The following is a 23,006-nucleotide window of genomic DNA, read 5'->3' as shown; positions in this document are numbered from 1 at the left end:
GGGGCCGGTTCCCCGGGAACCAGCCCCCGCCCCGCCCCGCCCCGCCCCGCGCGGTCCGCGGCTCAGACCTCTGCGAAGTCCCCCGCGAGCGCCGCGGCGACGCGCAGGTGCGACGCCGCCTCCTCGTGCCGCCCCTGCCGCTGCAGCGTCCGGCCGAGCATCAGCCGGGCGTAGTGCTCCACCGGGTCGCGCTCGACGATGACACGCAGCTCGGCCTCCGCGCGCCTGAGCTGGGCAGAGTGGTAATAAGCCCGCGCCAGCAGCAGCCGCGGCCCGGTCTGCTCCGGCACCTCCTCGACCAGCGCGGCCAGCACGCGCGCCGCGGCGGCGTAGTCCCTGGCGTCGAAGAACATCCGGGCGCGCTCCCAGCGCTCCGCGGCTGTTCCGTGGCCGTAGTACGTCGTCTCCACTCGAGACCTCCTTCGACGCCGCTGACAACGGAACACGTTGGTTGAATATTCCACTATTCGGGCCGCGGTGGCCGGGCTCCGCCGGTCCGGCGCGGATCACCCCCGGTGGGGGACTGACGCGCGCCTCCGTGCGGGGTTAGGTTGGCCGCATGAGCAATCTTGATCGCGAGGCGGTTCCCGCCCCGTGCGGTGGCCGGGGTTTCGTCGTGGCGGAGCCGGTGCGCGAACTCCTCAGCCCTCGCCGGGTCAAGCTCGGTGAGTCCTCCGAGGTCCGCCGCCTGCTGCCCAACCTGGGCCGCCGCATGGTCGGCGCCTGGTGCTTCGTCGATCACTACGGCCCCGACGACATCGCCGACGAGCCCGGCATGCAGGTGCCGCCGCACCCGCACATGGGACTGCAGACCGTCAGCTGGCTGCACGAGGGCGAGGTGCTGCACCGCGACTCGACCGGCAGCCTGCAGACCATCCGCCCGCGCGAGCTGGGGCTGATGACCTCCGGCCGGGCCATCAGCCACTCCGAGGAGAGCCCCAAGGCGCACGCCCGCTTCCTGCACGGCGCGCAGCTGTGGGTCGCCCTGCCGGACGGCCACCGCCACACCGACCCCCACTTCGAACACCACGCGGACCTGCCGGTCGTGACCGCGCCCGGCCTGACGGCCACACTGATCCTCGGCGACCTCGACGGCGCGACCTCGCCCGGCACGACGTACACCCCGATCGTCGGCGCGGACCTGGCCCTCGCCCGCGGCGCACAGGTGCGCCTCCCGCTGGAGCCCGACTTCGAGTACGCCGTGCTGTCCATGTCCGGCGAGGCGCACGTCGACGGCGTGCCGGTCCTGCCGGGCTCGATGCTCTACCTGGGCTGCGGCCGCACCGAACTCCCGCTGCGCGCCGAGTCGGAGGCCGGCCTGATGCTGCTGGGCGGCGAGCCGTTCGAGGAGGAGCTGATCATGTTCTGGAACTGGATCGGGCGGTCCCAGGAGGAGATCGCACAGGCCCGCCGGGACTGGATGGAAGGCTCGAGATTCGGGGTGGTCAAGGGCTACGACGGCGACCCGCTGCCGGCCCCGCAACTGCCCGCGACGCCGCTCAAGCCGCGAGGAAGGGTGCGCTGACCCGGGTGTCGTCCGGCCTCTAATAGCGGAGTGCCACCGCGATCTCGGCGCGGAGCTGACCGGAGAGTTTCCGGTTGCTGCGTGCGGTGCCCTCGGCGGACTTGCCGGCCGCCACGTCTTCGATGGTCAGGACGACCGTGTCGAGCAGGTTGCCGCCGGTGTCGCGGAAGTTGACCTGTACGGCGAATGACTTGCCGGCGTCGGCGGTGTTGTGCGCGGTCACGGTCGCCGTCGCGCGCCCCTCGCTGTCGGTGCTGACGCGGCCGATCTTGACCTCGTCCCGCGCGTCGACGCCGTTCTTGACTTCGTTCAGCTGCCGCTTCGCCTCCGCCGTGGCCGAGGAGAGCACGCCGGACGCCTCGGAAGCGAGGGAGGAGGCGGCCGAGACCGCGCCGCTCGGCGTGGACGAGGACGTCCCGGAGTCGTCCGAGCAGGCGGTCGTCGTCAGAGTCAGCGCAGCCAGAGCCGCCCCCGCCGCGTTGTGTGCCCAGCGCCGCCCTGCCATGCCGCCTCCAGAGAGTCCGCGAAAACCGGAAGTACGCTCAGTCAAAGGCGTCTGTTCCCCACCCGCACGCCGGGCAGGGGGCACGGGCCCGGCGTTCACCCGAACAGGCCAGTCAGGACCTCCGGCCCTGCCGTCGCGGCCGCTCGCCGGACGCTTTCCGGGTGCCGGCGCCGGACACAGCGCCGGGGGCGGGACAGGACCCGCCCCCGGCGCTGTCACCTCTCGCCGCGCGACGCGCGGCCGAAGGGATCAGGTGACGTCCTCCTTCCGTGCCACACACAGGGCCCAGATGATGAACCCGGACATCGCGATCATGATGACGGACCACACCGGGTAGTACGGCAGGGACAGGAAGTTGGAGATGATGACCAGCCCGGCGATGGCCACGCCGGCCACCCTCGCCCAGGTCGCCGCCTGGTACAGCCCGATGCTGACGATCACGGCGACCGCTCCCAGGACCAGATGGATCCAGCCCCAGCCGGTGAGGTCGAACTCGAAGACGTAGTTGGGGGTGGCGAGGAAGACCTTGTCCTGGGCGATCGCCATGATGCCGCGGAAGACGTCGAGTACGCCCAGGATCGTGAGCATCACGGCCGCGAACACCATCAGGCCCGCGGCCCACGCGTATTTCGTGCTGTGCGCCTGCGGCGCATGAGTGGCGGTCATCGTTTCTGCCTCGTTTCCTTGACTGTGCTCGGTGACGGGACGCAGCGGTGCCGGAAGGCGTCAGGAGCTGTGCCCGGTCAGTACGAGGTCCTTGGCCCGGCGGAACTCCTCGTCGGAGATGTCGCCGCGGGCCCGGATCTCGGAGAGCTTGGCGAGCTCGTCGGCCTTGCTCGGCTGGCCGCCGCCGGCCGCGGTCTCACGGACGTAGGCGTTGAAGGCCTCCTGCTGCTTCTGGACGTGCTCGATCTCCCGGCGGCCCATGGTCTTCCCGCGGGCGATGACGTACACCAGCACGCCGAGGAACGGCAGCACGATGACGAACACCAGCCAGCCGGCCTTGCCCCAGCCGCCGAGGGTGTCGTCGCGGAAGATGTCGACGATGATCCGGAAGAGCAGGACGAACCACATGATCCACAGGAAGAACCACAGGAGGGTCCAGAACGCGCTCAGCAGCGGATAGTCGTAGGCGAGATACGTCGTTGTGCCCATTTCTCTGCTCCGTCCCGGGCTCGGTTGCCCCGTATGCCCCAAGCCGTTCCCTTTTCACCTTCAGCGTGCGCACGCCAGCCCGGGGTGACCTCACCCGGGACGGGTGAGCGTGCTGCCGGAACGTGCCGGCTCACGGCCCGGCCCGGCCCGGTCCACCGGCCGGCGACGGCGCGCCCGGTGCCGATGCCGCCGTGCCGGCGAGCACGGCCAGGACGGTCATGGCCACCAGGACCAGGCACAGAACCAGGGCGACGGCCCCGACGGTGGGGTGGTTCCACAGGACCAGAGCCAGGACTCCGGCCGCGATGACCGCGCCGGTGGTCCACGCCCGGTGGGCCTCCAGCCACCGCCCGGCCGGGCCGGTCCGCAATCCGGTGCGTCGCAGCGCACGGCCCGCGGCGGTGGTGCCGCGCCGCGCCAGGGTGCGCACACCACGGGCCGCGCGCCCCGGGCCGTACAGGTAGGCGGCCACCGCCGTGATCACGGCGACGACCAGCAGAGTGCGGGTGCTGTCGCGCAGGAAGCGGACGAAGGTGTCGTAGATCGTCGCCGCCGCGTCGGGGGGAAGCGTGCTCGGGGGTACGGCGTCCAGGTAGACGCGGCGGAAGACGGCCAGCGCGACGAGCAGCAGGACCATCATGACGCCGACACCCGTCGCGGTCACCAGCAGCATCAGCCGGTGGGCGGGGGCGGTCCAGACGGCGAGGGCGGCGAGCACGACGGTGACCACGGGCAGCCAGGAGCCGACGACGTCCAGCAGCCGCATGGCGTCCTGCGCCTCGGACAGTTTGTCGGTCCGGAAGAGGGCGATCTGCCGGTCGGGCGCGGGGATGGCGGTGGCCTTCTCGAAGCCCGCGTCGACGAGCCGCTGTTTGACCTGGTCGACCACCGTGCCGAGGTCGAGCGTGACCGTGTCGCCCTGGGCGCGGAGGGCGCCCTTGTTTTCGCCGGTGAGCATGTTCACCACCGCCGCGTGGGCGCGCCGGTTGGAGACCTCCCACGCCTGCTGGAAGGCGTCGCTGGTGACGACGCGGCTGACGGTGCGGTGCACGACGTCGGTGACGGCGGCGCGCAGCGGCCCGGCGAGGGCCTTCGAACGGTCCACCACGGCCGGCGGGGCCCCGGCGTCGGCCAGCGCGTTGCTCAGCGACGCGGTCACCGCGTCCACGTCCACATTGGCGACCACACGCTCTGTCAGCCGGTCGGTGACCGCCTTCTGTACGGCCGGATCGGACGCCAGCGGTGCGACGGTCTGCACGTACCGGTCGGTGTCGGTGACCTCGTCGTGCAGCCAGGCCGCGACGACCGCCACGGGGGCCAGCAACAGGGCCAGCAGGAGCAGGACCGAGGCCCCGGCCCGGCGCACCACGCGGTGGCGTGCGCCGGCGGCACGGCGGAGCCGTTCGTATTCGGCGTGTTCGTCGCCGGTCATGACGTACCGGCCGCCCTCGTCCCCGCCGGGGCCCGGGGATGCGGAAGCGTTCGTCGTCCCCATGGAGTCTCCTCGGTCGCTGGTGGCCGGAACCGCCGGGGTCCGCAGGGGAGTCCGGCCCGCCGGGCCAAGGACCACACCGGGCCAGCGTCCCGCGCCCCCGCCCGGGGGCGGGTCACCCCCTACGGGTGAACGGCGTCCGCGGCCGACGCCGGCCGGCTCCGCGCGCGCGGTACAACGGGTGCGCCTAGGCTGAGACCGGATCGCCGGGGCACTGGGGACCCGCGTCAGGCGGGTGGCGGTTCGCCCTCCCCGACAGCACCGAGAGGCGGTTCACCATGGCCACTGCATCCGACGCCCCCGTTCTCGACACGCTCGCCGCCATGACCATCGACTCCATGGAGCGCTGCAACATGGACGAGCGGTCGGTCGTCCTCACCCGGATCGCCGCTCTGGTCGCCATGGACGCGCCGGCCATCTCGTACCTGGCCCACGTCGACCCGGCGTTCAAGGCGGACTTCACGGTCGAGCAGCTGCAGGACCTGCTCGTCGCGATCGCGCCTGTGGTGGGGACCGCGCGCGTCATGTCGGCCGCGGGCCACATCGCCCAGGCGTACGGTGTCGCGATCGGGCTGGCCGAGGGCGAGGCCGAGACCATCGCACGAGCCGAGGCCCAGAGCCGGAGCGGTTCCTGACCCGACACGCGGCGGGGCCGTCGCCCAGGGCTCGACCGTCCCGACGGCCGTGCACCGCGCCGGTGCCACGAGCAGACCTCGTGGCACCGGCGTCCCGCTGCGCGGACCCGCTCCGCACCCGCGGTCACTCCGGCAGCCGCCGCAGTTCCACCACGTGCAGCCCCAGCGACTGGAAACGGGCCAGCAGGCCGTACAGGTGCGCCTCGTCCACGAGCGGACCGAACAGCACCGTCTGGCCGGAGATCACCACGTGCTCCAGCTCGGGAAAAGCGCTGGTCAACGTCTCCGACATATGCCCGTCGACGCGGATCTCATACTGCATGGGCTGCTCTCCCGCGGGCGACTTTCCGCCAGGCCAACCGCCTACCTCCCGATGGTCCGCCGCGGGGACGCCCCGCGGCCTCACCCTGCGCAGGTGAGCAGGGCGCCCGGCTGGTAGAACGATCACCGTCCAGGGAACGCCGCGTCGGCCGGGACATCACGGCCTCCGTCCCCGCTCCGCGCGCCCACCGACCGTGTCCCCGGAGGCAGCCGGCTCCGCCGTGCCTCGGGCCGTGCTGCCGGCGGGCAGGTCCCGGGTGATCAGGAAACTGGCCAGGGTGATGCCTCCGGTCGCGAGGACGGCAGCGCGCAGGCCGTCGAGCTGAGCCGAGGCGTAGGAGTCGGTGACGGCCTCCACCTCGGAAGGGGGTAGCCCGGCCTGCTCGGCAGCCGAGCGGACCTGGTCGGTGGGGACGAAGCTGACCCCGGATTCCAGGGCGATGCTCGTGTGCCGGCGTGCCTCGTCCGACACACGGGGGTCGTCCTCGACATGCGTGGTGAAGGCCTGGGCCAGGGCACCGATCAGGAGGGACCCGATGAGAGCGGTGCCCAGCGCGGAGCCCAGGTTCTGGGCGGTGAACTGCAGCCCGCCGACTTCGCTGCGCTCCTCCTCACCGGCACAGGACTGCACGACGTTGCCGAGCTGCGAGGCGAGCAGGCCCATGCCGAGCCCGAGCAGCGCCATGGCCCCGAAGAACTGGGCGTCGTCGATGACCGGGTCGATCGTGGCCAGCAGCCACACGACAGCCGCCAGCAGCGCCACCAGCGCCACGCGTACGACCCGTCGGTGTCCCGCCGACCTGCCGAACCGGGCGGCACCGAGGGAGGCCATCAGCATGGTGGCGGAGACCGGCAGCAGCCGCAGTCCCGTCTGGAAGGCATCCAACCCCTGCACCACCTGCAGGTACAGCGGAATGGTGAAGAACAGGCCCAGGAGGATGAGGTTCTGGCTCAGCAGCGTCATCAGCCCCGAACGCAGCGGCGGTCTGCCGAGCAGGGACAGGTGCACCAGCGGGTCGGCACCACGGGCCTCCCGGCGCCTTTCCCACGCCCGGAAGAGGACGAGGGCGGCCACCCCGGCCGTGACCACGAAGAGCGTGGGTGCGAAGCCGAGGACCGTGAAGGGCGGATTGCGGGGCTGCACCCATCCCCACGAACTGCTCTGCAGCACACCGAGCACGCCCAGCCCGAGCCCGGCCGCCGACAACACGGCGCCGACGACGTCCAGTCCGGGGCGCCGGCCGCTGGGGGCGCTTTCCGTGATCGCCTTCCGGAAGCACAGCACGGCGATCACCACCAGCACCTCACCGGCGAACACCAGGCGCCAGGTGAGATAGGTCGTCACCCAGCCGCCCAGCAGCGGACCCACCGCGATGCCGGCACCGGCCAGACCACCGATGACGCCATAGGCGAGGGAGCGGTCCCGGTCACGGTAGGACTCGGCGACGAGAGCGGCCATGGACGGCAGCACCAGGGCGGCACCGAGCCCCTCGACGATCGACCAGCCCAGAGCCAGCACCCACAGGGTGGGCGCGACGGCGGTCACGGCCGAACCGGTTCCGTAGACGGCCATACCCAGCAGGAAGACGCGACGGCGTCCCAGGATGTCCCCGAAACGGCCACCCGCGACCATGAAGGCCGCCATGACCAGCGCGTACAGCGTGATGACGGCCTGGATGGCGGTGACCTCGGTGTCGAAGTCGTGGACCAACTGGCTGATGGAGACGTTCATGACGGAGGTGTCCAGCACCATCAGGAACTGGGCCGTCCCCAGGACGATCAGAGCGCTCCAGTGTCTCACGGTGTCCACCTCGCCGAGTCTGCCCGGCCCGCCGGCGTCCGCACCCGGGCAGCGGCCGGCAAGCTCGCCGCCGCTCCCATGGCACCTCGCCCGCCGGCCCCGGCACCTCACCCGCCACGGGGGAGGGCGCCACGGCCGCCACCCGTGCCGGCTCAGGGCCCGCCGGTAGCCGGCACCTCAACAGCGGACGGTCACAGCAGCCGCAGCTCGCGCGCCCGTCGTACGGCGTCGCCGCGCCGGTTCACCGACAGCTTCCGGTAGACGCTCTTGAGATGCGTCTTGACGGTGTTCACCGAGACGTACAGGTCGGCGGCGATCTCCTCGGCCGACATCGTCTGAGCGAGCCGCTGGAGGACATCACGCTCACGTGCGCTCAATTGCTCCACCAGCACCGGGGCGGCTCCGGTCTCCGGGGGCAGCGACCGGTCGCTTCCGGCGGCTGCCGGCAGGAGCCAGCCCGCGGCCAGGGACTGCAGCGGAGCCCCGGCGAGGAACGGCCTGGCCCAGGCTCCGGCCTCCACGAAGGGACGCCGCAGCTTCTCACGCCGGGCCTCCGTGAGCGCCCGGGCGACAAGCCGGCGGGCGGTGGCGACGTCACCTGTCGCGTTCGCGGCCTGAGCCCGCACCAGCGTGGCGCGGACGAGCACCGCCGGTCCGCTGCTCCCGCGGGCCGTCACGTCGTCGAGAAGGCGGAGGGCCGCGCGCCGGTCGCCCGCGGCGAGGCGGGCCCGCGCCGCGCCCACGGCGCACGTCGGCTGCTCGGCGGCCACCTGCTCCAGTGTCTCGGCGGCCGCCTGCGGGCGTCCTTCGGCCAGTTGGACGGACGAGGCGATCAGCGCGGCCTGGCCCCTCGCCCAGGGCGAGTCCACGTCGGCGGGAACGGCCGCGTCCGTGGCAGCCAGCGCGGCGCGCGCCCGGCCCCGGGCGAGAAGCAGGCGGGCCGTCGCGATGGACCGGCCCGCGGCCGTGACCGGGTCCGGCGCCGCCGTCTCGGACGCCTGCCCGAGGAGGGCCTCGGCCTGGCCCAGATCGTTCCGGTCGACGGCCACCGCGGCCAGCACGAGCTGTCCGAGGCCGCAGCCGGACGGCTGGGGCAGCCCGAACCGCTCCGTCTCGGTCATCGCCGTGAAGACCTTGCGTTCCGCCCTGCCCGGCCACCCGTCGAGGTAGTCCATGAGCGCGAGGTGCTCCAGCGACTCCTTGCGCGCGAGTGCCGTGGCGGCGCCGCCCGGACTGCGGGCCGCCGTGCTGAGGGCGGCCCGTGCCTCGGCGAAACGTCCGGCCCACAGCCGCGTGGAGCCCAGGTGGGTCAGCAGCAGAGCGGGAAGTTCCGGGTGTCTGTCCAGCAGATCGGCGGGGACCTCCCGCTGCAGCTCCCGGGCCGCGTCGGCGGCCTGCTCGGCACGGTCCGGAGCACCGGCCAGCCGCGCCGCCAGAGCCTCCAGCAGGGCGCAGCTCAGCCGGGCCGGCGCGGGCGCGGACGCCCCGGCGGGCAGCTGCCGCTCGGCATGCCGGAGGTGGACCAGACCCCGGTCGAGGTCGCACCGGGACAGGTCACGGGCCGCGCGGACCAGGTCCGTAGCGAGGCTCGTCGTCCCGGGCTCCAACCCGGCGAACAGCGCGGCCAGGTCCTCGGAGCGCAGGCCGGTGAACAACTGCCCGATCGCCAGATCGTCGACCAGGGCACGGGAGGTGAACTCCCAGTCCCCGGCGGCGGCGCCGTGGGACAGCATCTCCGGAAGGGAACCGGACCGCCGCAGCCAGTGCGCGGCCCGCCGGTGCAGTTCCGGCTCCAGTCCCGGCGAGCGTTCCCGGAGGTGGGCCCCGAGGATCTCCCGGAACAGCGGGTGCAGCCGGTACCACCCGTGCCCGAGGTCCTCGACGAACGCGTTCTCGCGGTGCAGTCCGGCGAGAATCGGCTCGGCGTCGTACCGCCCGGTCAGGGCGTTCGCCAGATCGGCACGGAAGCGGTCCAGGACACTGACGCGCAGCAGGAGGTCCTGGGTCTGGGCCGGCTGCCGCTTGAGCACCTCGGCCAGCAGGAAGTCGGCGACCGTGCTGTGGCCGGCCTCGAACTCCTTGAGATACGCCTCCGGGTCCGGGCTCCGCTGCGCGGCCAGGGCGCACAGCCGCACACCGGCCGCCCACCCCCGGGTGCGCCCCACCAGATCGCGTGCCGCCCGCACGGACAGACGCAGACCGTGCAGCTCCAGCAACGCGGCCGCCTCCTCCGGCGTGAAGGCCAGCTCGGCGTCCCGGATCTCGGTCATCTCACCGGCTGCCCGGTAGCGGTGCAGCGGCAGCAGCGGCTCGGTCCGGGTGACGAGCACCAGACGCAGCCCCGGCCCGGCATGGCGCAGGACGAACTCCAGTTGCTGCGAGATCTCCGGCGCGGTCACCCGGTCGAACTCGTCGAGCACCACGGTCACCGGCCGGTCCCGGGTGCCGAGCTCCGCGGCCAGCCGGGTCAGCAGCGTGTGGTTCACCTGACCCGCGTCGGCGGGGAAGCCGATCTCACCGGGCACCGGCACACCGGCCGTGCGCAGCGCCTGGAGCAGATGCGCCCAGAACATCCCGGGGCTCTGGACGGCCGGGTCGAGGGTCAGCCAGGCGACCGGCTGCCCGAGGCCCGAGGCCCAGTCCGCGACCGACAGCGTCTTGCCGGCTCCGGCGGAACCGTTGACCATCGTCAGCGGTGTCAGCAGTGCTTGCCCGAGGTGCCTGACCAGCCGCTCCCGTCGCAGGAACGTCGCGGGCCGCGCGGGCAGGGCGAAACGTGTCCGCAGAAATGGATCTCCCAGTGGATCGACGCTCGGTGCGGCAGATTCGTGCAGAGTTCCGTCGCTTGCTGTCACGGCGCTCACCACCGTCTTGCCGGGTCGCGGGCGGGCCCTCCCCCTCAAGGATCTCAATTTCCCCTGCGGCCGCTCGTCACACAGGGTCCATGGGCCCCTGCCGGGTACCCGGAGGTCCCCGGCCGTGCGCGTCCGCGGCGGCCCCGGCCCGGCCGAGTGGGCCCGGGTGGGTTCAGGGGACCGACGGTGCCGTTCCGGCGGTCGCACACGAATCGGCCGGGTGCCCCCGAGCTGGAGCACGGCCAGATCCGCGGCGGGACAGCGCCGGGCGATCTCGTCGAGACACGGCGTAGGCGGGGGTTCACCCTCCGGCACGGCGACGTGCAGGTCTGGGTTGTGGCGCTGCCGGGGTGAGCACGCCGACGAGGGGCTGTTGGACTTTTGGTCCAATCGCTGGACGTGTAGTCTGGAGGGGATCCGGGCGGCGGAGAGGCTGGCCGGAGCATCGACGGACGGGGAGCGCTCATGGCGGCCGACGAGGCCCTCGAAGCGGAGCGTGACGCGATCCTCGCCGCGCTGCGCCCGGTCGTCGCCGGGCTGGCGGCGACGTTCGGGCCGGTGTGCGAGGCGGTCCTGCACGACTACCGGCGGCCGGAGCGGTCGGTCGTCGCGCTGGCCGGTGAGGTGACCGGACGCCGGGTGGGCGGCGCGATGAGCGAGATCGGGCTGCGCATGATCGCACGCGGCGACGACGCGCGGGACGAACTGAACTACGTCACCCGCACCCGGACCGGAGCGCTGGTCAAGTCGTCCACGATCCTGCTGCGCGACTCCACGCGAGCCGTCTTCGGCGCCCTGTGCCTCAACGTCGACATCACCGCCGTGCGGCAGGCCCACGCGCTGCTCGGCGCGCTGGCCGGTTCGGGCGGCGGCGCGCCGGACACACCGGTCACCACCTTCGCGGGCGACATCGACTCCGTGGTGGACGCCGTCCTCGACGCCCACCGCCCCGTCGGCGGCGGCGCCTGGGCGGGCCTCGACCGCGCCGGGCGTCTCGACCTCTTCCACAGCCTCGACGAGCACGGCGTCTTCGCCGTGCGCCACTCGGTCGAACAGGTCGCCACCCGCCTCGGCATCTCCCGCGCGTCCGCCTACAGCTACCTCTCCCAGGCGCGCGCCGCCCACGCCCCGACCACCGATGGAGGACACGCGTGACGACCACCACCCCGCCGGTCACCTTCGACGACGTCCGCGAAGCCGCCGCCCGGCTCAGCGGCGTCGCGCACCGCACCCCCGTGCTGCGCTCGCGCACCCTCGACGCGCTCGTCGGCGCCGAGGTCCACCTCAAGTGCGAGAACCTCCAGCGGGTGGGCGCCTTCAAGTTCCGCGGCGCCTACAACGCCGCCTCCCGGCTCACCCCCGAGCAGCTGGCCCGGGGCATCGCCGCGTACTCCTCGGGCAACCACGCCCAGGCCGTCGCCCTGGCCGCCCGTGAACTCGGCACCACCGCCGTCATCGTCATGCCCGAGGACGCGCCGCGTTCGAAGCGGGACGCCACCGAGGGCTACGGCGCCGAGATCGTGACCTACGACCGCTACACCGAGGACCGTGCCGCCGTCGCCGAGGCCCTGGCCGCCGAGCGGGGCCTCGCCCTCATCCCGCCCTACGACCACCCGCACGTGATCGCGGGACAGGGCACGGCGGCGCTTGAACTCCTCGACGAATCAGGGGAGTTGGACGAGCTGATCGTGCCCGTGGGCGGCGGGGGACTGATCGCCGGGAGCGCCACGGCGGCCAAGGGCAGGTATCCCGGCATCCGCGTCGTCGGCGTCGAACCGGAGGCCGGGGACGACACCAGGCGGTCCCTGGAGGCGGGCCGGCGCGTCCGGATCCCGGTGCCCCGCACGATCGCCGACGGGCAGGCCCTCGACACCCCCGGCGAGCTGACGTTCTCGGTGAACCAGCGCCTTGTCGACACCGTCGTCCTGGTGTCCGACGACGAGATCCGGGACGCGATGCGGTTCGCGTTCGAACGACTGAAGATCGTCCTCGAACCCAGCGGCGCCACCCCGCTGGCCGCACTGCTGACCGGGCGCACGGACCCCCTGCCGCGCCGGGTCGGGCTGATCCTCTCCGGCGGCAACATCGCCGCGGACCGCTTCGCCCTGCTGTGCGGGGGCGGCAGCGCCTGAGAACGGACGGCTCACCGCCGCCATGGCACCGTGTGTCACGGCACCGCGCGGGTCCCCCGAATGGCGGTGCCGGGTTGCGGGGTCGACGATGGTGTGGTCCCAGGCTCGCAACGGAGGGAGCTGTCATGTTCGAGATCAAGACCGTCGACAAGCCGGACGAGCGGCGCGATTTCCCGCGCGGACACCTCGAAGCCGTCCATCTCACCGGACTCGACTTCGCCGTGGGCACGTTCGAACCGGGCTGGCGCTGGTCCGAGTCCGTGGCGCCCATCGCCGGGACGGAGAGCTGCACGGTCCACCACAACGGGTACGTCGTCCAGGGGCGGATGCGCCTGCGCATGGACGACGGCGCCGAGGGCGAGGTCGGACCGGGCGACGTGTTCGTCCTCCCGCCCGGCCACGACGCCTGGGTGGTCGGCGACGAACCGGTCGTCCTGTACGACTTCGCCGGCACCATGGCGAAGGAATACGCGAAGGCGCGGCGGGACTGAGCCCCGCAGCGGCACGGCTCAGTGCCTCCGGGCTCCTGACCGCGTGGCGGCACGGCTCAGTGTGTCCGGGCTCCGAGCCGCGCGGATGCAGGAAGTCAGCGACCGGCGCGCCGGACCAGACCGGCAGCAGCGGATCAGACCGGCAGCGCCGGGTCAGACCGGCAGCAGGCGGGCGACGATCGCGCCGAGCTGCCGGGCGTTACGGCACTCGTGCATCTCCACCAGCCCCGCGTACTCGGGTGCGGCGGAGTCGCCCGTGCCCCACTGGGCGCGCGGCTCGGGGTTCAGCCAGTAGAGGCGGCGGGCCCGTCCGGCGATCTGCCGGACGGCTGCCAGGTTCGGGTCGCTCATGTTCGTCCGGGCGTCGCCGAGCACGAACACCGTCGTGCGCGGGCCGACCGCGTCGCCGTACCGCTGCGCGAACTCGCCCAGTGCGACGCCGTAGTCGCTGCTGCCGTGCCAGCCGGTGAGCGTCGCCTCCGAGCGGATGCGGGCGCCGAGCCCCTCCGGATCGGCCGTGCCGCGCACCAGCAGCCCGGTCACCTCGTCGATCCGGTTGACGAAGGCGAACACCCGCACCTTGCTGAACTGCTCGTGCAGCGCCTGCACCAGCAGCATCGTGAAGTCCGAGAAGCCGGACACCGACCCCGAGACGTCGCACAGCAGCACCAGTTCGGGCCGCACGGGACGGCGCCTGCGCAGCACCGGCTTCATCGGCACCCCGCCGGTCGACAGCGACCCGCGCAGGGTGCGCCGCAGGTCGATGCTGCCCCGGGAGGCCCGGCGCCGGCGGGCCGCCAGCCGGGTGGCGAGCTTGCGGGCCAGCGGCTGCACCGTCCTGCGCAGCTCAGCGAGCTGGAGCCGGCCCGCGTAGAGGAAGTCGACCCGGTCGGGGGTCGTCGCCACCGCGCGCCGGGCGATCTCGTCCCGGTCCCGCCGCTCGGCGACCCGGCGCCGCGCCTCCGCCGCCACCATGGCGCGGAACGTCTCGATGCGCCGCCGGATCTCGTCCTCCAGCAACCGGTCGGTGAAGCCGGACCCGGAGCCCTGCGCGCGGACCCCGTCCCGGACGCGTGCGAGCAGCGTCTGCGGGCGCAGCCGGTCCAGCGTCTGGTGCGCCGACCAGCCGTCCGACGCCGGCGAGGAGCCGTACGCGCCGAAACCCTCCACCGCCTCCGCCGCCAGCCGCTCCAGCAGCGCCCGGTCGTCCGCGGCGAGCGCGGCCGCCAGCCGGTCGCGCAGGTCGTCCCGGCCGGCCGGCTCGTCCAGCGGTCCGCCGACACCGCGCGGGAAGTACAGGTCGAAGATCGGGTCGAACACCTTCCGGCCGGCCGGGTCGTGCAGCAGCGTCGCCGCCAGCCCCTCCCGCAGCAGCTCACGGTCGTCCAGCCCCAGCGCCGCGACCGCCCGGGCCGCGTCCACGGTCTCGCCGGTGCCGACACGCATGCCGTGCGCGCGCAGCGCGTCGACCAGGGAGGTCAGCCGCTCGGCGACGCCGGGGGCGGTCACACGGCGTCCAGGTCGAGCTTGGCGGCCGCCTTGAGCACGTCGTCCTGGTGCTTGAGCAGCACGCCCAGGGTGGCCTGCACGACGCTCTCGTCGAGCGTGCCGGCGCCGAGCGCGAGCAGGGTGCGCGCCCAGTCCACGGTCTCCGCGACCGACGGGACCTTGCGCAGGTCCATGGCGCGCAGTGCCCCGACCACCCGGACGACGGACGCGGCCAGCGCCTCGTCCAGCTCCGGCACCTTCAGCCGTACGATCCGGCGCTCCAGCTCCTGGTCGGGGAACCCGATGTGCAGGAAGAGGCAGCGGCGGCGCAGCGCCTCGGACAGTTCGCGGCTCGCGTTGGAGGTGAGGACGACGAAGGGGCGGCGGGCCGCGGTGATCGTGCCCAGCTCGGGGACGGTGACCTGGAAGTCGCTGAGGACCTCCAGGAGCAGCCCCTCGATCTCGACGTCCGCCTTGTCCGTCTCGTCGATCAGCAGCACCTTGGGGTCGTCGCCGCGGATGGCGGTCAGCAGGGGGCGGGTGAGCAGGAACTCCTCGCTGAAGATGTCCGTGCGCGCCTCGTCCCACGTCTCGTCACGGCCGGCGCTGATGCGCAGCAGCTGCTTGGCGTGGTTCCACTCGTACAGGGCCCGGGACTCGTCGACGCCCTCGTAGCACTGCAGGCGGACCAGGCGTGCCCCGGCGACCTGGGCGACGGCCTTGGCGAGTTCCGTCTTGCCGACCCCGGCGGGGCCTTCGACGAGCAGCGGCTTGCCGAGCCGGTCGGCCAGGAAGACGGTCGTGGCGACCGCGGGCGAGGCGAGGTAGCCGGTCTCGGCAAGACGTGCGGAGACGTCGTCGACGGATGTGAACAACGGGGCCTCCCGGTCGGTGCTGGTGTCGCGGGGACTATCTAAGCGCTTGTTCATGGCGCGTGTCACCAGGAAATGCCGGATGGAACCCCTGCGGCGGGCCGGGTGCCCGGGCGTGACGGTACGCGCCGTCTGCCCTGCCGACGCGGCGGTCGAGGCCACCGCGCCGTCCCCGACGGGCCGAGCGCCGGTCACGGACCCGCGCCAGGACACGGCGGGCCACCGCAGCGGCGCTTCACGTCGGGCCGCGGCGACGGCGCTGCCGGCCGCGGCCGGCGCGGGGCCGGTGGCGGGCCTGGGACGGGATGCGGCAGGCCCCTCCGGGGGCCGGTCCTGGCGTGATGCTGCGGGTCGTCGCGATGGTGGTGCGGGTTGTGGCCGATGCGAGGCCGGTGGCGGGCCTGGGCCGATACGCGGCGGGCCGTCTCGGCGGCCGGTGACGGCGACTGCGCTGCCGGCCGCGGCCGATGCGGGGCCGGTGGCGGCCCTGGGCCGATCTCGGGCGAGGCGATGGGCGAGCCGATGGACGAGGCGATGGACGAGGCGATGGACGAGGCGATGGACGAGGCGATGGCGCGGCGGCTCGTGGCCGACACGGGCCCGGTCGTGGGCCTGGGCCGATGCGCGGCAATCCGCTCCGGGGAGTGGTGACGGCGACGGTGCTGTCGGTTGCGTCGACGTGGCGCCGGACACGGCGATGGCGCTGTCGGCCGTGGCCGACGTGGGGCCGGTGGCGGCCCGGGCCGAGGGGCTGGGGGCCGTCTCGGCGGGCGGTCGTGGTCGGTGCGGGGCGGAGACGGGGCAGAGGGGCGGCCGCCTGAGCGGCCGCCCCTCCTGGGTTGTTCCGGCGGCCGTGCTCAGTCCGTCGGGCCGGTGACCAGTACCACTTCCAGGGTGCGTGGGCCGTGCACTCCCTCGACGCGGTCCAGTTCGATGTCGCTGGTCGCCGACGGGCCGGAGATCCAGGTGAGCGGCCGCGCCGGGTCGAGGCGGTCGAGCGCCTGGGGCACCGAGCCGACGACCTGGTCGGGGACGCGGACGACGCAGACGTGGTGGTCGGGGACGAGCGTGATCCGGCGGCGGCCCTGCTCCGGGCCGCCGTCCAGCACGATCGTCCCGGTCTCGGCGACGGCCACCGCGCAGCCCGTGACCACGCTGTCGACGCGGTCCAGCTCGTGAGCGGTGCTCTCCGCCCGGTCCGGCACCCGCTCGGCCTCCGTCGCCGCGAGCCACCGCGGATCCAGGCCCGGGGGCACCAGCACCGTCCTGGATCCGTGCGCGGAGAGCAGCCGGCCGATCGTCGCCGCCAGCTCGTCCGCCGCGCAGCGGTGCACGACCGCCCGGTAGTCCGCCAGGTTCTCGGCCAGCAGCTCCACCGTCTGCTCGACGCTCCGGTCGCCGTGTTCGCGCAGGTAGTCCCGGGGGACGGCCTGCTCGTACGGCGTCTCGTCCTGCCCCGCGGCGGCGAGCGCGCGCCGTACCCGAGCCAGGACCCGTTCCCTGCTGCTCACTTCGCGTCCTTCCCGCCGTGCGTCCGCTGCCACCAGTCGCGGAACGGTTCCGCCGGCACCGGCGGCAGATCCCGGGTGCCGCTCCACGCCCGGCCCGGACCGGGCAGCGTCCGCGGATGCAGGCGGCGGGTGCGCGAGGCCAGCCGCTGGCCGGTGCGCAGCGCGCCGGGGCGCGTGAACGCCCAGCGGGCCGCGCGCATGGCCGCACGCTCGGCCGCGTGCCCCTTCGCCGGCCGCAGCACCACCTTGTTGCCCTCACGCGTCACCGGCCCGCCCTCCACGACCCGCTCCCGCAGGTGCACCAGCACCTCCGGGATGTCGATCGCGACCGGGCACACCTCGTAGCAGGCGCCGCACAGCGACGACGCGTACGGCAGCGAGGCGTCGATCTCGCTGGCGGTGCCCCGCAGTTGCGGGCTGAGGATGGCGCCGATCGGGCCCGGGTAGACAGAGCCGTACGCGTGCCCGCCGGCCCGCTCGTAGACCGGGCAGACGTTCAGGCAGGCCGAGCAGCGGATGCAGCGCAGGGCCTGGCGGCCGACCTCGTCGGCGAGGGTGTCGGTGCGGCCGTTGTCGAGCAGGACCAGGTGGAACACCCGCGGGCCGTCGGCCGTCCCGGAGTCCGTGGTGCCCGTCCAGGTCGACGTGTACGGGTTCATGCGCTCCGCGGTGGACGAGCGGGGCAGGGTCTGCAGGAACACCTCCAGGTCGCGCCAGGTCGGCACGATCTTCTCGATGCCCACGACCGAGATCAGCGTCTCGGGCAGGGTCAGGCACATGCGCCCGTTGCCCTCGGACTCCACGACCACCAGCGTGCCGGTCTCCGCCACCATGAAGTTGGCGCCCGAGATGCCGACCTTGGCCCGCAGGAACTTCTCCCGCAGGTGCAGCCGGGCGGCCTCGGCGAGTTCGGCGGGCGAGTCGGTCAGGCCCTCCGGCGCCGGACGGCCCCACTCGCTCATCTCCGAGCGGAAGATGTCCCGGATCTCGCCGCGGTTGCGGTGGATGGCGGGCACCAGGATGTGCGAGGGCCGGTCCTTGCCCAACTGCACGATCAGTTCGGCGAGATCGGTCTCGTAGGCGCGGATGCCCTCGGCCTCCAGGGCCTCGTTGAGTCCGATCTCCTGCGTCGCCATCGACTTGACCTTGACGACCTCCGTCTCCCCGGTCTCCTTGACCAGGCCGGCGACGATCCGGTTGGCCTCGTCGGCGTCCGCGGCCCAGTGGACGATGCCGCCCGCCGCCGTGACGGCCTCCTCCAACTGCACCAGGTAGCGGTCCAGGTGACGCAGCGTGTGGTCCTTGATCCGCTTGCCGGCCTCCCGCAGCGCGGCCCAGTCCGACACCTCGGCGACGGCGCCCGCCCGCTTGGCGCGGATGGTGTGCGTGGCGTGCCGCAGATTGCCGCGCAGGGTCTGGTTGTGCACGGCCTCGTGGGCCGCCCGGGGAAACGCCGGCATCCCCACGAACGTTCCGCTCATGCCGTCGGCTCCTCTTCCGTGCCGGCCAGGATCTCCGCGATGTGCACCGGCCGCATGCCGGTGCTCAGCCGTGCCATGGTGCCGCCGATGTGCATCAGGCACGAGTTGTCGGCGGCGCACAGCACCTCCGCGCCGGTCGACTCGGCGTTGCGGACCTTGTCCAGGCCCATCGCGGCCGACACGTCCGAGTTCTTCAGCGCGAAGGTGCCGCCGAAGCCGCAGCACTCCTCGGCGCCCGGCAGTTCCACCAGCTCCAGGCCTCTGACCGCCTCCAGCAGCCGGCGCGGCCGGTCGCCGAGCCCCAGCCCGCGCAGCCCGTGACAGGTCGGGTGGTACGTCACCTTGTGCGGGTAATAGGCCCCGACGTCCGTCACCCCCAGCACGTCCACCAGGAACTCCGTCAGCTCGTACGTCTTGGGCACCACGGGCGCCAGCGTGGCCGCGAGACCGTCCCCGCGACCCTCGGCCCGCGCCCGCTCACCCATGCGCGGATACAGCTCCCGCACCATCGCCCCGCACGAGCCCGACGGTGTGACGATCGCCTCGTACTCCCCGAAGACATCGGAGAAATGCCGGGCCATCGGCTCCGCCTCGTGCCGGTAGCCGGTGTTGTAGTGGGCCTGCCCGCAGCAGGTCTGGGCCATCGGGAAATCGACGTCGACGCCCAGTCTGGTCAGCAGTTTCACCACCGCGCGGCCGGTGTCCGGATACAGCGTGTCGTTGACACAGGTCAGGAACAGAGCGACACGCATCGCGGCTCCTCGTGATCGATCATCGGATGGGTGCAGGGTAGCTCCATTGAGCGCCCCCGGCGACACCGGGTCACTTTCCGGCCAGCCGGGCCTGCGCCTCCCGCCACCGCCGGGTGTCGCCGCGGGGTTCGTAGCGGGTGAGCGGCTGCGTCCGGGTGAGCAGGTGCCGCATCCCGGCGAGGTCGCCGACCAGTCCGTGGGCGCGGGCCTGGACGAGCACGTTGCCGAGCGCGGCCGCCTCCGTCGGGCCCGCCACCACCGGCAGTCCGCAGGCGTCGGCGGTCAGCTGGCACAGCAGGGAGTTGCGGGTGCCGCCGCCGACGACGTGCACCACGTCGACCGGGTGGCCGGCCAGGCGCTGCGCGTCCTCGACGGCCCGCCGGTGGGCGAGCGCGAGGGAGTCGAGGATGCAGCGCGTGATCTCGGCGGGTGACTCGGGCACCGGCTGCCCCGAGGCACGGCACGCCTCGGCGATCCGCTCCGGCATCCGGCCCGGCGCGAGGAACGCCGCGTCGCCCGCGTCGACCACCGACCGCAGCGCCGGCACCTCGGCCGCCTGCCGCAGCAGCTCGCCCAGGTCCGGGTCGCCCCAGGCCCGCACGCACTCCTGCAGCAGCCACAGACCCATGATGTTGCGCAGGTACCGGACCGTGCCGTCCAGCCCCAGCTCGTTGGTGAAGTTGGCGGCCCGGCTCTCCTCGGTGAGCACGGGCGCGGCCAGTTCCAGCCCGGCCAGCGACCAGGTGCCGGTGCAGATGTAGGCGAACCGCTCGCCCCCGGTGGCCGGAACGGCGGCCACGGCGGAGGCCGTGTCGTGCGAGCCGACCGTCGTCACCCGCACCGGACCGGTCAGCCCGGTCTCCTCCAGCACCTCGGGACGCAAGCTGCCGGCCGGGTCGCCCGGCTGCCGCAGCGGAGCGAACAGGCCGAGGTCGATGCCGAGCCGGCCGGCGACGTCGTGCGACCAGTCACGGGTGCGCGGGTCGATGAGCTGGGTGGTGGAGGCGTTGGTCAGCTCGGTGCCCTGCTCGCCGGTGAGCCAGTAGGCCAGCAGGTCCGGGATGAGCAACAGCCGCTCGGCCTGGGCCAGTTGGTGCGTCTCACGGGCCGCGACCAACTGGTACAGGGTGTTGAACGGCGCGTACTGCAGCCCGGTCGCCGCATACAGGCGGTCGGCCGGCACGGTCGCCCACACCTTCTCCGCGACGCCCTCCGTGCGGCTGTCCCGGTAGTGCACGGGGTTGCCGAGCAGCGCCCCGTCCGCGTCCAGCAGACCGTAGTCCACCGCCCAGCTGTCGATGCCGACGGAGTCCACCGGGCCCGCCAGGCGCAGCCCGTGCAGGACGCCCGCGTACAGGCCGAGGACGTCCCAGCGCAGCCCCTCGGGCACGCGCACGGGACGGTTGGGGAAGCGGTGCGCCTCGGTCAGTTCCAGGCTGTCGGGGCCGACGCGGCCGACCATGACGCGTCCGCTGGACGCGCCGAGGTCGACCGCGGCGTACGACTTCACGGACGCGCTCACCGCAGGAAGGCGGCCGCGACGCCGGCGTCGACCGGGACGTGCAGTCCCGTGGTGTGGGTCAGGTCGCCGCCGGTCAGCGCGAAGACGGCGTTCGCGACGTGCTCGGGCAGCACCTCCCGCTTCAGCAGGGTGCGCTGGGCGTAGAACTCGCCGAGCTTCTCCTCCGGCACCCCGTACACGGCCGCCCGCTTGGCGCCCCAGCCGCCCGCGAAGATGCCCGAGCCGCGCACCACCCCGTCCGGGTTGACGCCGTTGACGCGGATGCCGTGCTCGCCCAGCTCGGCCGCCAGCAGCCGCACCTGGTGGGCCTGGTCGGCCTTGGTGGCGGAGTAGGCGATGTTGTTGGGGCCGGCGAAGACGGCGTTCTTGGAGGCGATGTAGACGATGTCGCCGCCCAGACCCTGCTGGATCATCACCCGGGCCGCCTCGCGGGAGACCAGGAAGGACCCGCGGGCCATGATGTCGTGCTGCAGGTCCCAGTCCTTCGCCGTGGTCTCCAGCAGCGGCTTGGAGATGGAGATGCCCGCGTTGTTGACCACCAGGTCGACGCCGCCGAAGGCCAGCACCGCCGCCTTGAACGCCGCGGCGATCTGCTCCTCGTCCGTCACGTCGACGGTCACGGCGACCGCCTTGTCCGGGCCGCCCAGCCCCTCGGCGACGGCGGCCGCGTTGTCCCCGTTCAGGTCGGCGACCACGACGCACGCGCCCTCGGCCACCAGCTTCTCGGCGATCGCCTTGCCGATGCCGCTGCCCGCGCCGGTCACCAGCGCCACCCGGGTCGCCAGCGGCTTGGGCTTCGGCATCCGCTGGAGCTTGGCCTCCTCCAGGGCCCAGTACTCGATGCGGAACTTCTCCGACTCCTCGATCGGGGCGTACGTCGACACCGCCTCCGCCCCGCGCATCACGTTGATCGCGTTGACGTAGAACTCGCCGGCCACCCGCGCGGTCTGCTTGTCCTTGCCGAAGGAGAACATGCCGACGCCCGGCACCAGCACGATCGCCGGGTCGGCACCGCGCATCGCGGGGGAGTCGGACAGGGCGTGCCGCCGGTAGTAGGCCGCGTACTCCTCGCGGTACTCCGCGTGCCGCTCCTTCAGGCGGGCGATCGCCTCGTCCAGGGGAGCGGTGGGCGGCAGGTCGAGGACGAGCGGCCGGACCTTGGTGCGCAGGAAGTGGTCCGGGCAGGAGGTGCCCAGCGCGGCCAGCCGCGGGTGCTCGGCGCGGGAGACGAAGTCGAGGACGACGTCGGAGTCGGTGAAGTGCCCGACCTGCGGGCGGTCCTGGGAGGCGACGGCCCGCACGTACGGCGCCAGCGCCGCCGCCCGCTCCCGGCGCTCGGCCTCGGGCAGCGCCTGGTAGCCCTCGATCACCGGGCCGAACGGCTCCGGCTTCCCGCGCTCGGCGAGGAACGCCTCCGCCGTGCGGATGATGTGCAGCGAGTTGCGCTCGCACTCCTCGGAGGTGTCGCCCCAGGCGGTGATGCCGTGACCGCCCAGCACGCAGCCGATCGCCTGCGGGTTGGCCGCCTTCACCGCCGCGATGTCCAGCCCGAGCTGGAAACCGGGCCGCCGCCACGGCACCCACACCACCGTGTCGCCGAAACACTCGGCGGTCAGCTTCTCGCCGTCGGCCGCGCAGGCGAGCGCGATCCCGGAGTCGGGGTGCAGGTGGTCGACGTGCGCCGCGTCCACCAGGCCGTGCATCGCGGTGTCGATGGAGGGGGCCGCGCCGCCCTTGCCGTGCAGGCAGTAGTCGAAGGCGGCGACCATCTCGTCCTCGCGCTCGACGCCCGGGTAGACGTCCTGCAGCGCCCGCAGCCGGTCCAGGCGCAGCACGGCCAGGCCGGCCTCGGTCAGCGTGCCGAGGTCACCGCCCGAGCCCTTGACCCACATCAGTTCGACGTCGCCGCCGGTGACGGGGTCGGTCTCGGTGCCCTTCGCGGAGGCGTTGCCCCCGGCGTAGTTGGTGTTGCGCGGATCCGCGCCGAGCCGGTGGGAACGCGCCAGCAGTTCGGCGGCTTCGGGGTGGGGTGCCATGGTCGGTCTCTTCCTTGCGTCGTCGGGGCGGTGCGGGTGTGCGGGAGGCGGGGCCGGGGGTCAGGCGCCCCAGCCGGCCTGGGAGCCGCCGACACGCTCGGCGGCGATGCGCTCCTGCCAGCCGGAGCGGCGGTAGGCGGCGATCGGGTCGGGGTCGAGGCCCGTCTCCTCGCGGAGTTCGGCGAGCAGTGGGCGTACGTCGGTGTTGTAGGCGTCCATGAGGACGGCGTTCGCGCCGAGGACGTCGCCGCCGCGCTGGGCGGCGGTCAGGGCCTCGCGGTCGACGAGCAGGGCCTTGGCGGTGGCTTCCTGGACGTTCATCACGGACCGGATGACGGCGGGGATCTTGGCCTCGATGTTGTGGCACTGGTCGAGCATGAAGGCGACGTCGGGGGTGTAGCCGCCGCCGCGGACGACCTCGTACATGATGCG

General features: G+C 73.3%; 21 protein-coding genes and 1 pseudogene. 6 read left to right on the top strand and 16 right to left on the bottom strand.

All coding sequences use genetic code 11. The features are described from left to right. Positions 1–62 precede the first annotated feature (62 nt). Positions 63–410 carry a tetratricopeptide repeat protein gene (locus tag AB0G63_RS34045; RefSeq protein ID WP_360758399.1) on the bottom strand — a complete coding sequence of 116 codons (348 nt, stop codon included), beginning with the start codon at positions 408–410 and terminating at the stop codon, positions 63–65. 149 nt (positions 411–559) lie between these two features. On the opposite strand from AB0G63_RS34045, the gene AB0G63_RS34040 reads away from it, so the two are divergent. Further along, positions 560–1,525 (top strand): pirin family protein, encoded by a 966-nt coding sequence (locus tag AB0G63_RS34040; protein WP_360758397.1) that lies wholly within the window; start codon positions 560–562, stop codon positions 1,523–1,525. Positions 1,526–1,544: 19 nt separating this feature from the next. On the opposite strand, the gene AB0G63_RS34035 is transcribed toward AB0G63_RS34040, so the two are convergent. The 4 genes from AB0G63_RS34035 to AB0G63_RS34020 form a co-directional block, all read right to left on the bottom strand. Next, positions 1,545–2,030 (bottom strand): hypothetical protein, encoded by a 486-nt coding sequence (locus AB0G63_RS34035; protein ID WP_360758395.1) that lies wholly within the window; start codon positions 2,028–2,030, stop codon positions 1,545–1,547. A 249-nt stretch (positions 2,031–2,279) separates the two neighbouring features. After that, positions 2,280–2,696, bottom strand: a complete 417-nt coding sequence (locus AB0G63_RS34030) for a hypothetical protein (RefSeq protein ID WP_360758393.1) — start codon at positions 2,694–2,696, stop codon at positions 2,280–2,282. A gap of 60 nt (positions 2,697–2,756) precedes the next feature. Continuing rightward, a complete protein-coding gene (locus AB0G63_RS34025; RefSeq protein ID WP_360758391.1) occupies positions 2,757–3,185 on the bottom strand; it encodes an SHOCT domain-containing protein in 429 nt (142 codons plus the stop codon). 130 nt (positions 3,186–3,315) lie between these two features. Next, positions 3,316–4,680: a hypothetical protein gene (locus tag AB0G63_RS34020; RefSeq protein WP_360758389.1), complete on the bottom strand. Its 1,365-nt coding sequence runs from the start codon at positions 4,678–4,680 to the stop codon at positions 3,316–3,318. 275 nt (positions 4,681–4,955) lie between these two features. Between AB0G63_RS34020 and AB0G63_RS34015 the strand changes: the two genes are divergently transcribed. Continuing rightward, positions 4,956–5,312, top strand: coding sequence for a carboxymuconolactone decarboxylase (locus AB0G63_RS34015; protein WP_360758387.1), 357 nt, complete (start codon positions 4,956–4,958; stop codon positions 5,310–5,312). Positions 5,313–5,436: 124 nt separating this feature from the next. Here the strand turns inward: AB0G63_RS34015 and AB0G63_RS34010 are convergent, their stop codons facing one another. The 3 genes from AB0G63_RS34010 to AB0G63_RS34000 all read right to left on the bottom strand — a co-directional run bounded on the left by AB0G63_RS34010 (position 5,437) and on the right by AB0G63_RS34000 (position 10,289). Further along, positions 5,437–5,634 (bottom strand): hypothetical protein, encoded by a 198-nt coding sequence (locus AB0G63_RS34010; protein ID WP_324788126.1) that lies wholly within the window; start codon positions 5,632–5,634, stop codon positions 5,437–5,439. Positions 5,635–5,790: 156 nt separating this feature from the next. After that, the gene (locus tag AB0G63_RS34005; RefSeq protein WP_360758432.1) at positions 5,791–7,434 is read right to left on the bottom strand and encodes an MFS transporter; all 1,644 of its coding nucleotides are present in this window, start codon (positions 7,432–7,434) and stop codon (positions 5,791–5,793) included. Positions 7,435–7,625: 191 nt separating this feature from the next. Then, complete coding sequence (locus AB0G63_RS34000) at positions 7,626–10,289, bottom strand: LuxR C-terminal-related transcriptional regulator (protein ID WP_360758385.1); 2,664 nt, start codon at positions 10,287–10,289, stop codon at positions 7,626–7,628. Positions 10,290–10,754: 465 nt separating this feature from the next. Between AB0G63_RS34000 and AB0G63_RS33995 the strand changes: the two genes are divergently transcribed. The 3 genes from AB0G63_RS33995 (at position 10,755) to AB0G63_RS33985 (ending at position 12,912) form a co-directional block, all read left to right on the top strand. After that, positions 10,755–11,444: a helix-turn-helix transcriptional regulator gene (locus AB0G63_RS33995; protein WP_360758383.1), complete on the top strand. Its 690-nt coding sequence runs from the start codon at positions 10,755–10,757 to the stop codon at positions 11,442–11,444. Further along, on the top strand, positions 11,441–12,421 hold the full coding sequence (locus AB0G63_RS33990; RefSeq protein ID WP_360758381.1) for a pyridoxal-phosphate dependent enzyme: 981 nt from the start codon (positions 11,441–11,443) through the stop codon (positions 12,419–12,421). Before AB0G63_RS33995 ends, AB0G63_RS33990 begins: the two co-directional genes overlap by 4 nt. 125 nt (positions 12,422–12,546) lie before the next feature. Further along, entirely contained in the window at positions 12,547–12,912 is a 366-nt protein-coding gene (locus AB0G63_RS33985) for a cupin domain-containing protein (protein WP_360758379.1), read from the top strand. 153 nt (positions 12,913–13,065) lie between these two features. Here the strand turns inward: AB0G63_RS33985 and AB0G63_RS33980 are convergent, their stop codons facing one another. Continuing rightward, a complete protein-coding gene (locus AB0G63_RS33980; RefSeq protein WP_360758430.1) occupies positions 13,066–14,358 on the bottom strand; it encodes a VWA domain-containing protein in 1,293 nt (430 codons plus the stop codon). Positions 14,359–14,417: 59 nt separating this feature from the next. Continuing rightward, on the bottom strand, positions 14,418–15,275 hold the full coding sequence (locus AB0G63_RS33975; RefSeq protein WP_360758428.1) for a MoxR family ATPase: 858 nt from the start codon (positions 15,273–15,275) through the stop codon (positions 14,418–14,420). Positions 15,276–15,782: 507 nt separating this feature from the next. Between AB0G63_RS33975 and AB0G63_RS33970 the strand changes: the two genes are divergently transcribed. Then, positions 15,783–15,923, top strand: a complete 141-nt coding sequence (locus AB0G63_RS33970) for a hypothetical protein (protein ID WP_360758377.1) — start codon at positions 15,783–15,785, stop codon at positions 15,921–15,923. A 206-nt stretch (positions 15,924–16,129) separates the two neighbouring features. On the opposite strand, the gene AB0G63_RS33965 is transcribed toward AB0G63_RS33970, so the two are convergent. The 6 genes and pseudogenes from AB0G63_RS33965 to AB0G63_RS33940 all read right to left on the bottom strand — a co-directional run. Continuing rightward, positions 16,130–16,783 carry an LUD domain-containing protein gene (locus AB0G63_RS33965; RefSeq protein ID WP_360758375.1) on the bottom strand — a complete coding sequence of 218 codons (654 nt, stop codon included), beginning with the start codon at positions 16,781–16,783 and terminating at the stop codon, positions 16,130–16,132. Next, complete coding sequence (locus AB0G63_RS33960) at positions 16,780–18,264, bottom strand: LutB/LldF family L-lactate oxidation iron-sulfur protein (protein ID WP_360758373.1); 1,485 nt, start codon at positions 18,262–18,264, stop codon at positions 16,780–16,782. The genes AB0G63_RS33965 and AB0G63_RS33960 overlap by 4 nt, the downstream gene beginning before the upstream one ends. Then, positions 18,261–19,016 (bottom strand): (Fe-S)-binding protein, encoded by a 756-nt coding sequence (locus AB0G63_RS33955; protein WP_360758371.1) that lies wholly within the window; start codon positions 19,014–19,016, stop codon positions 18,261–18,263. Before AB0G63_RS33955 ends, AB0G63_RS33960 begins: the two co-directional genes overlap by 4 nt. A gap of 70 nt (positions 19,017–19,086) precedes the next feature. Continuing rightward, positions 19,087–20,538: an FGGY-family carbohydrate kinase gene (locus AB0G63_RS33950; protein WP_360758370.1), complete on the bottom strand. Its 1,452-nt coding sequence runs from the start codon at positions 20,536–20,538 to the stop codon at positions 19,087–19,089. Beyond that, entirely contained in the window at positions 20,535–22,574 is a 2,040-nt protein-coding gene (locus AB0G63_RS33945; RefSeq protein ID WP_360758368.1) for a bifunctional aldolase/short-chain dehydrogenase, read from the bottom strand. The genes AB0G63_RS33950 and AB0G63_RS33945 overlap by 4 nt, the downstream gene beginning before the upstream one ends. 60 nt (positions 22,575–22,634) lie before the next feature. After that, positions 22,635–23,006 (bottom strand): annotated as a pseudogene (locus tag AB0G63_RS33940) (rhamnose isomerase); the annotation flags it as partial.

It is taken from the genome of Streptomyces sp. NPDC020996 (assembly GCF_040641355.1).
GTDB lineage: Bacteria > Actinomycetota > Actinomycetes > Streptomycetales > Streptomycetaceae > Streptomyces.
Note: the sequence above shows the minus strand (reverse complement) of the source record. Positions and strands in the feature narration are given on the sequence as shown.

Bases quoted from the DNA above. Each gene is read 5' to 3' on its own strand.
- AB0G63_RS34040 (WP_360758397.1), top strand. From the start codon at position 560: ATGAGCAATCTTGATCGCGAGGCGGTTCCCGCCCCGTGCGGTGGCCGG.
- AB0G63_RS34035 (WP_360758395.1), bottom strand. From the start codon at position 2,030: ATGGCAGGGCGGCGCTGGGCACACAACGCGGCGGGGGCGGCTCTGGCT.
- AB0G63_RS34030 (WP_360758393.1), bottom strand. From the start codon at position 2,696: ATGACCGCCACTCATGCGCCGCAGGCGCACAGCACGAAATACGCGTGG.
- AB0G63_RS34025 (WP_360758391.1), bottom strand. From the start codon at position 3,185: ATGGGCACAACGACGTATCTCGCCTACGACTATCCGCTGCTGAGCGCG.
- AB0G63_RS34020 (WP_360758389.1), bottom strand. From the start codon at position 4,680: ATGGGGACGACGAACGCTTCCGCATCCCCGGGCCCCGGCGGGGACGAG.
- AB0G63_RS34015 (WP_360758387.1), top strand. From the start codon at position 4,956: ATGGCCACTGCATCCGACGCCCCCGTTCTCGACACGCTCGCCGCCATG.
- AB0G63_RS34010 (WP_324788126.1), bottom strand. From the start codon at position 5,634: ATGCAGTATGAGATCCGCGTCGACGGGCATATGTCGGAGACGTTGACC.
- AB0G63_RS33995 (WP_360758383.1), top strand. From the start codon at position 10,755: ATGGCGGCCGACGAGGCCCTCGAAGCGGAGCGTGACGCGATCCTCGCC.
- AB0G63_RS33985 (WP_360758379.1), top strand. From the start codon at position 12,547: ATGTTCGAGATCAAGACCGTCGACAAGCCGGACGAGCGGCGCGATTTC.
- AB0G63_RS33980 (WP_360758430.1), bottom strand. From the start codon at position 14,358: ATGCGTGTCGGCACCGGCGAGACCGTGGACGCGGCCCGGGCGGTCGCG.
- AB0G63_RS33970 (WP_360758377.1), top strand. From the start codon at position 15,783: ATGGGCGAGCCGATGGACGAGGCGATGGACGAGGCGATGGACGAGGCG.
- AB0G63_RS33960 (WP_360758373.1), bottom strand. From the start codon at position 18,264: ATGAGCGGAACGTTCGTGGGGATGCCGGCGTTTCCCCGGGCGGCCCAC.
- AB0G63_RS33955 (WP_360758371.1), bottom strand. From the start codon at position 19,016: ATGCGTGTCGCTCTGTTCCTGACCTGTGTCAACGACACGCTGTATCCG.
- AB0G63_RS33945 (WP_360758368.1), bottom strand. From the start codon at position 22,574: ATGGCACCCCACCCCGAAGCCGCCGAACTGCTGGCGCGTTCCCACCGG.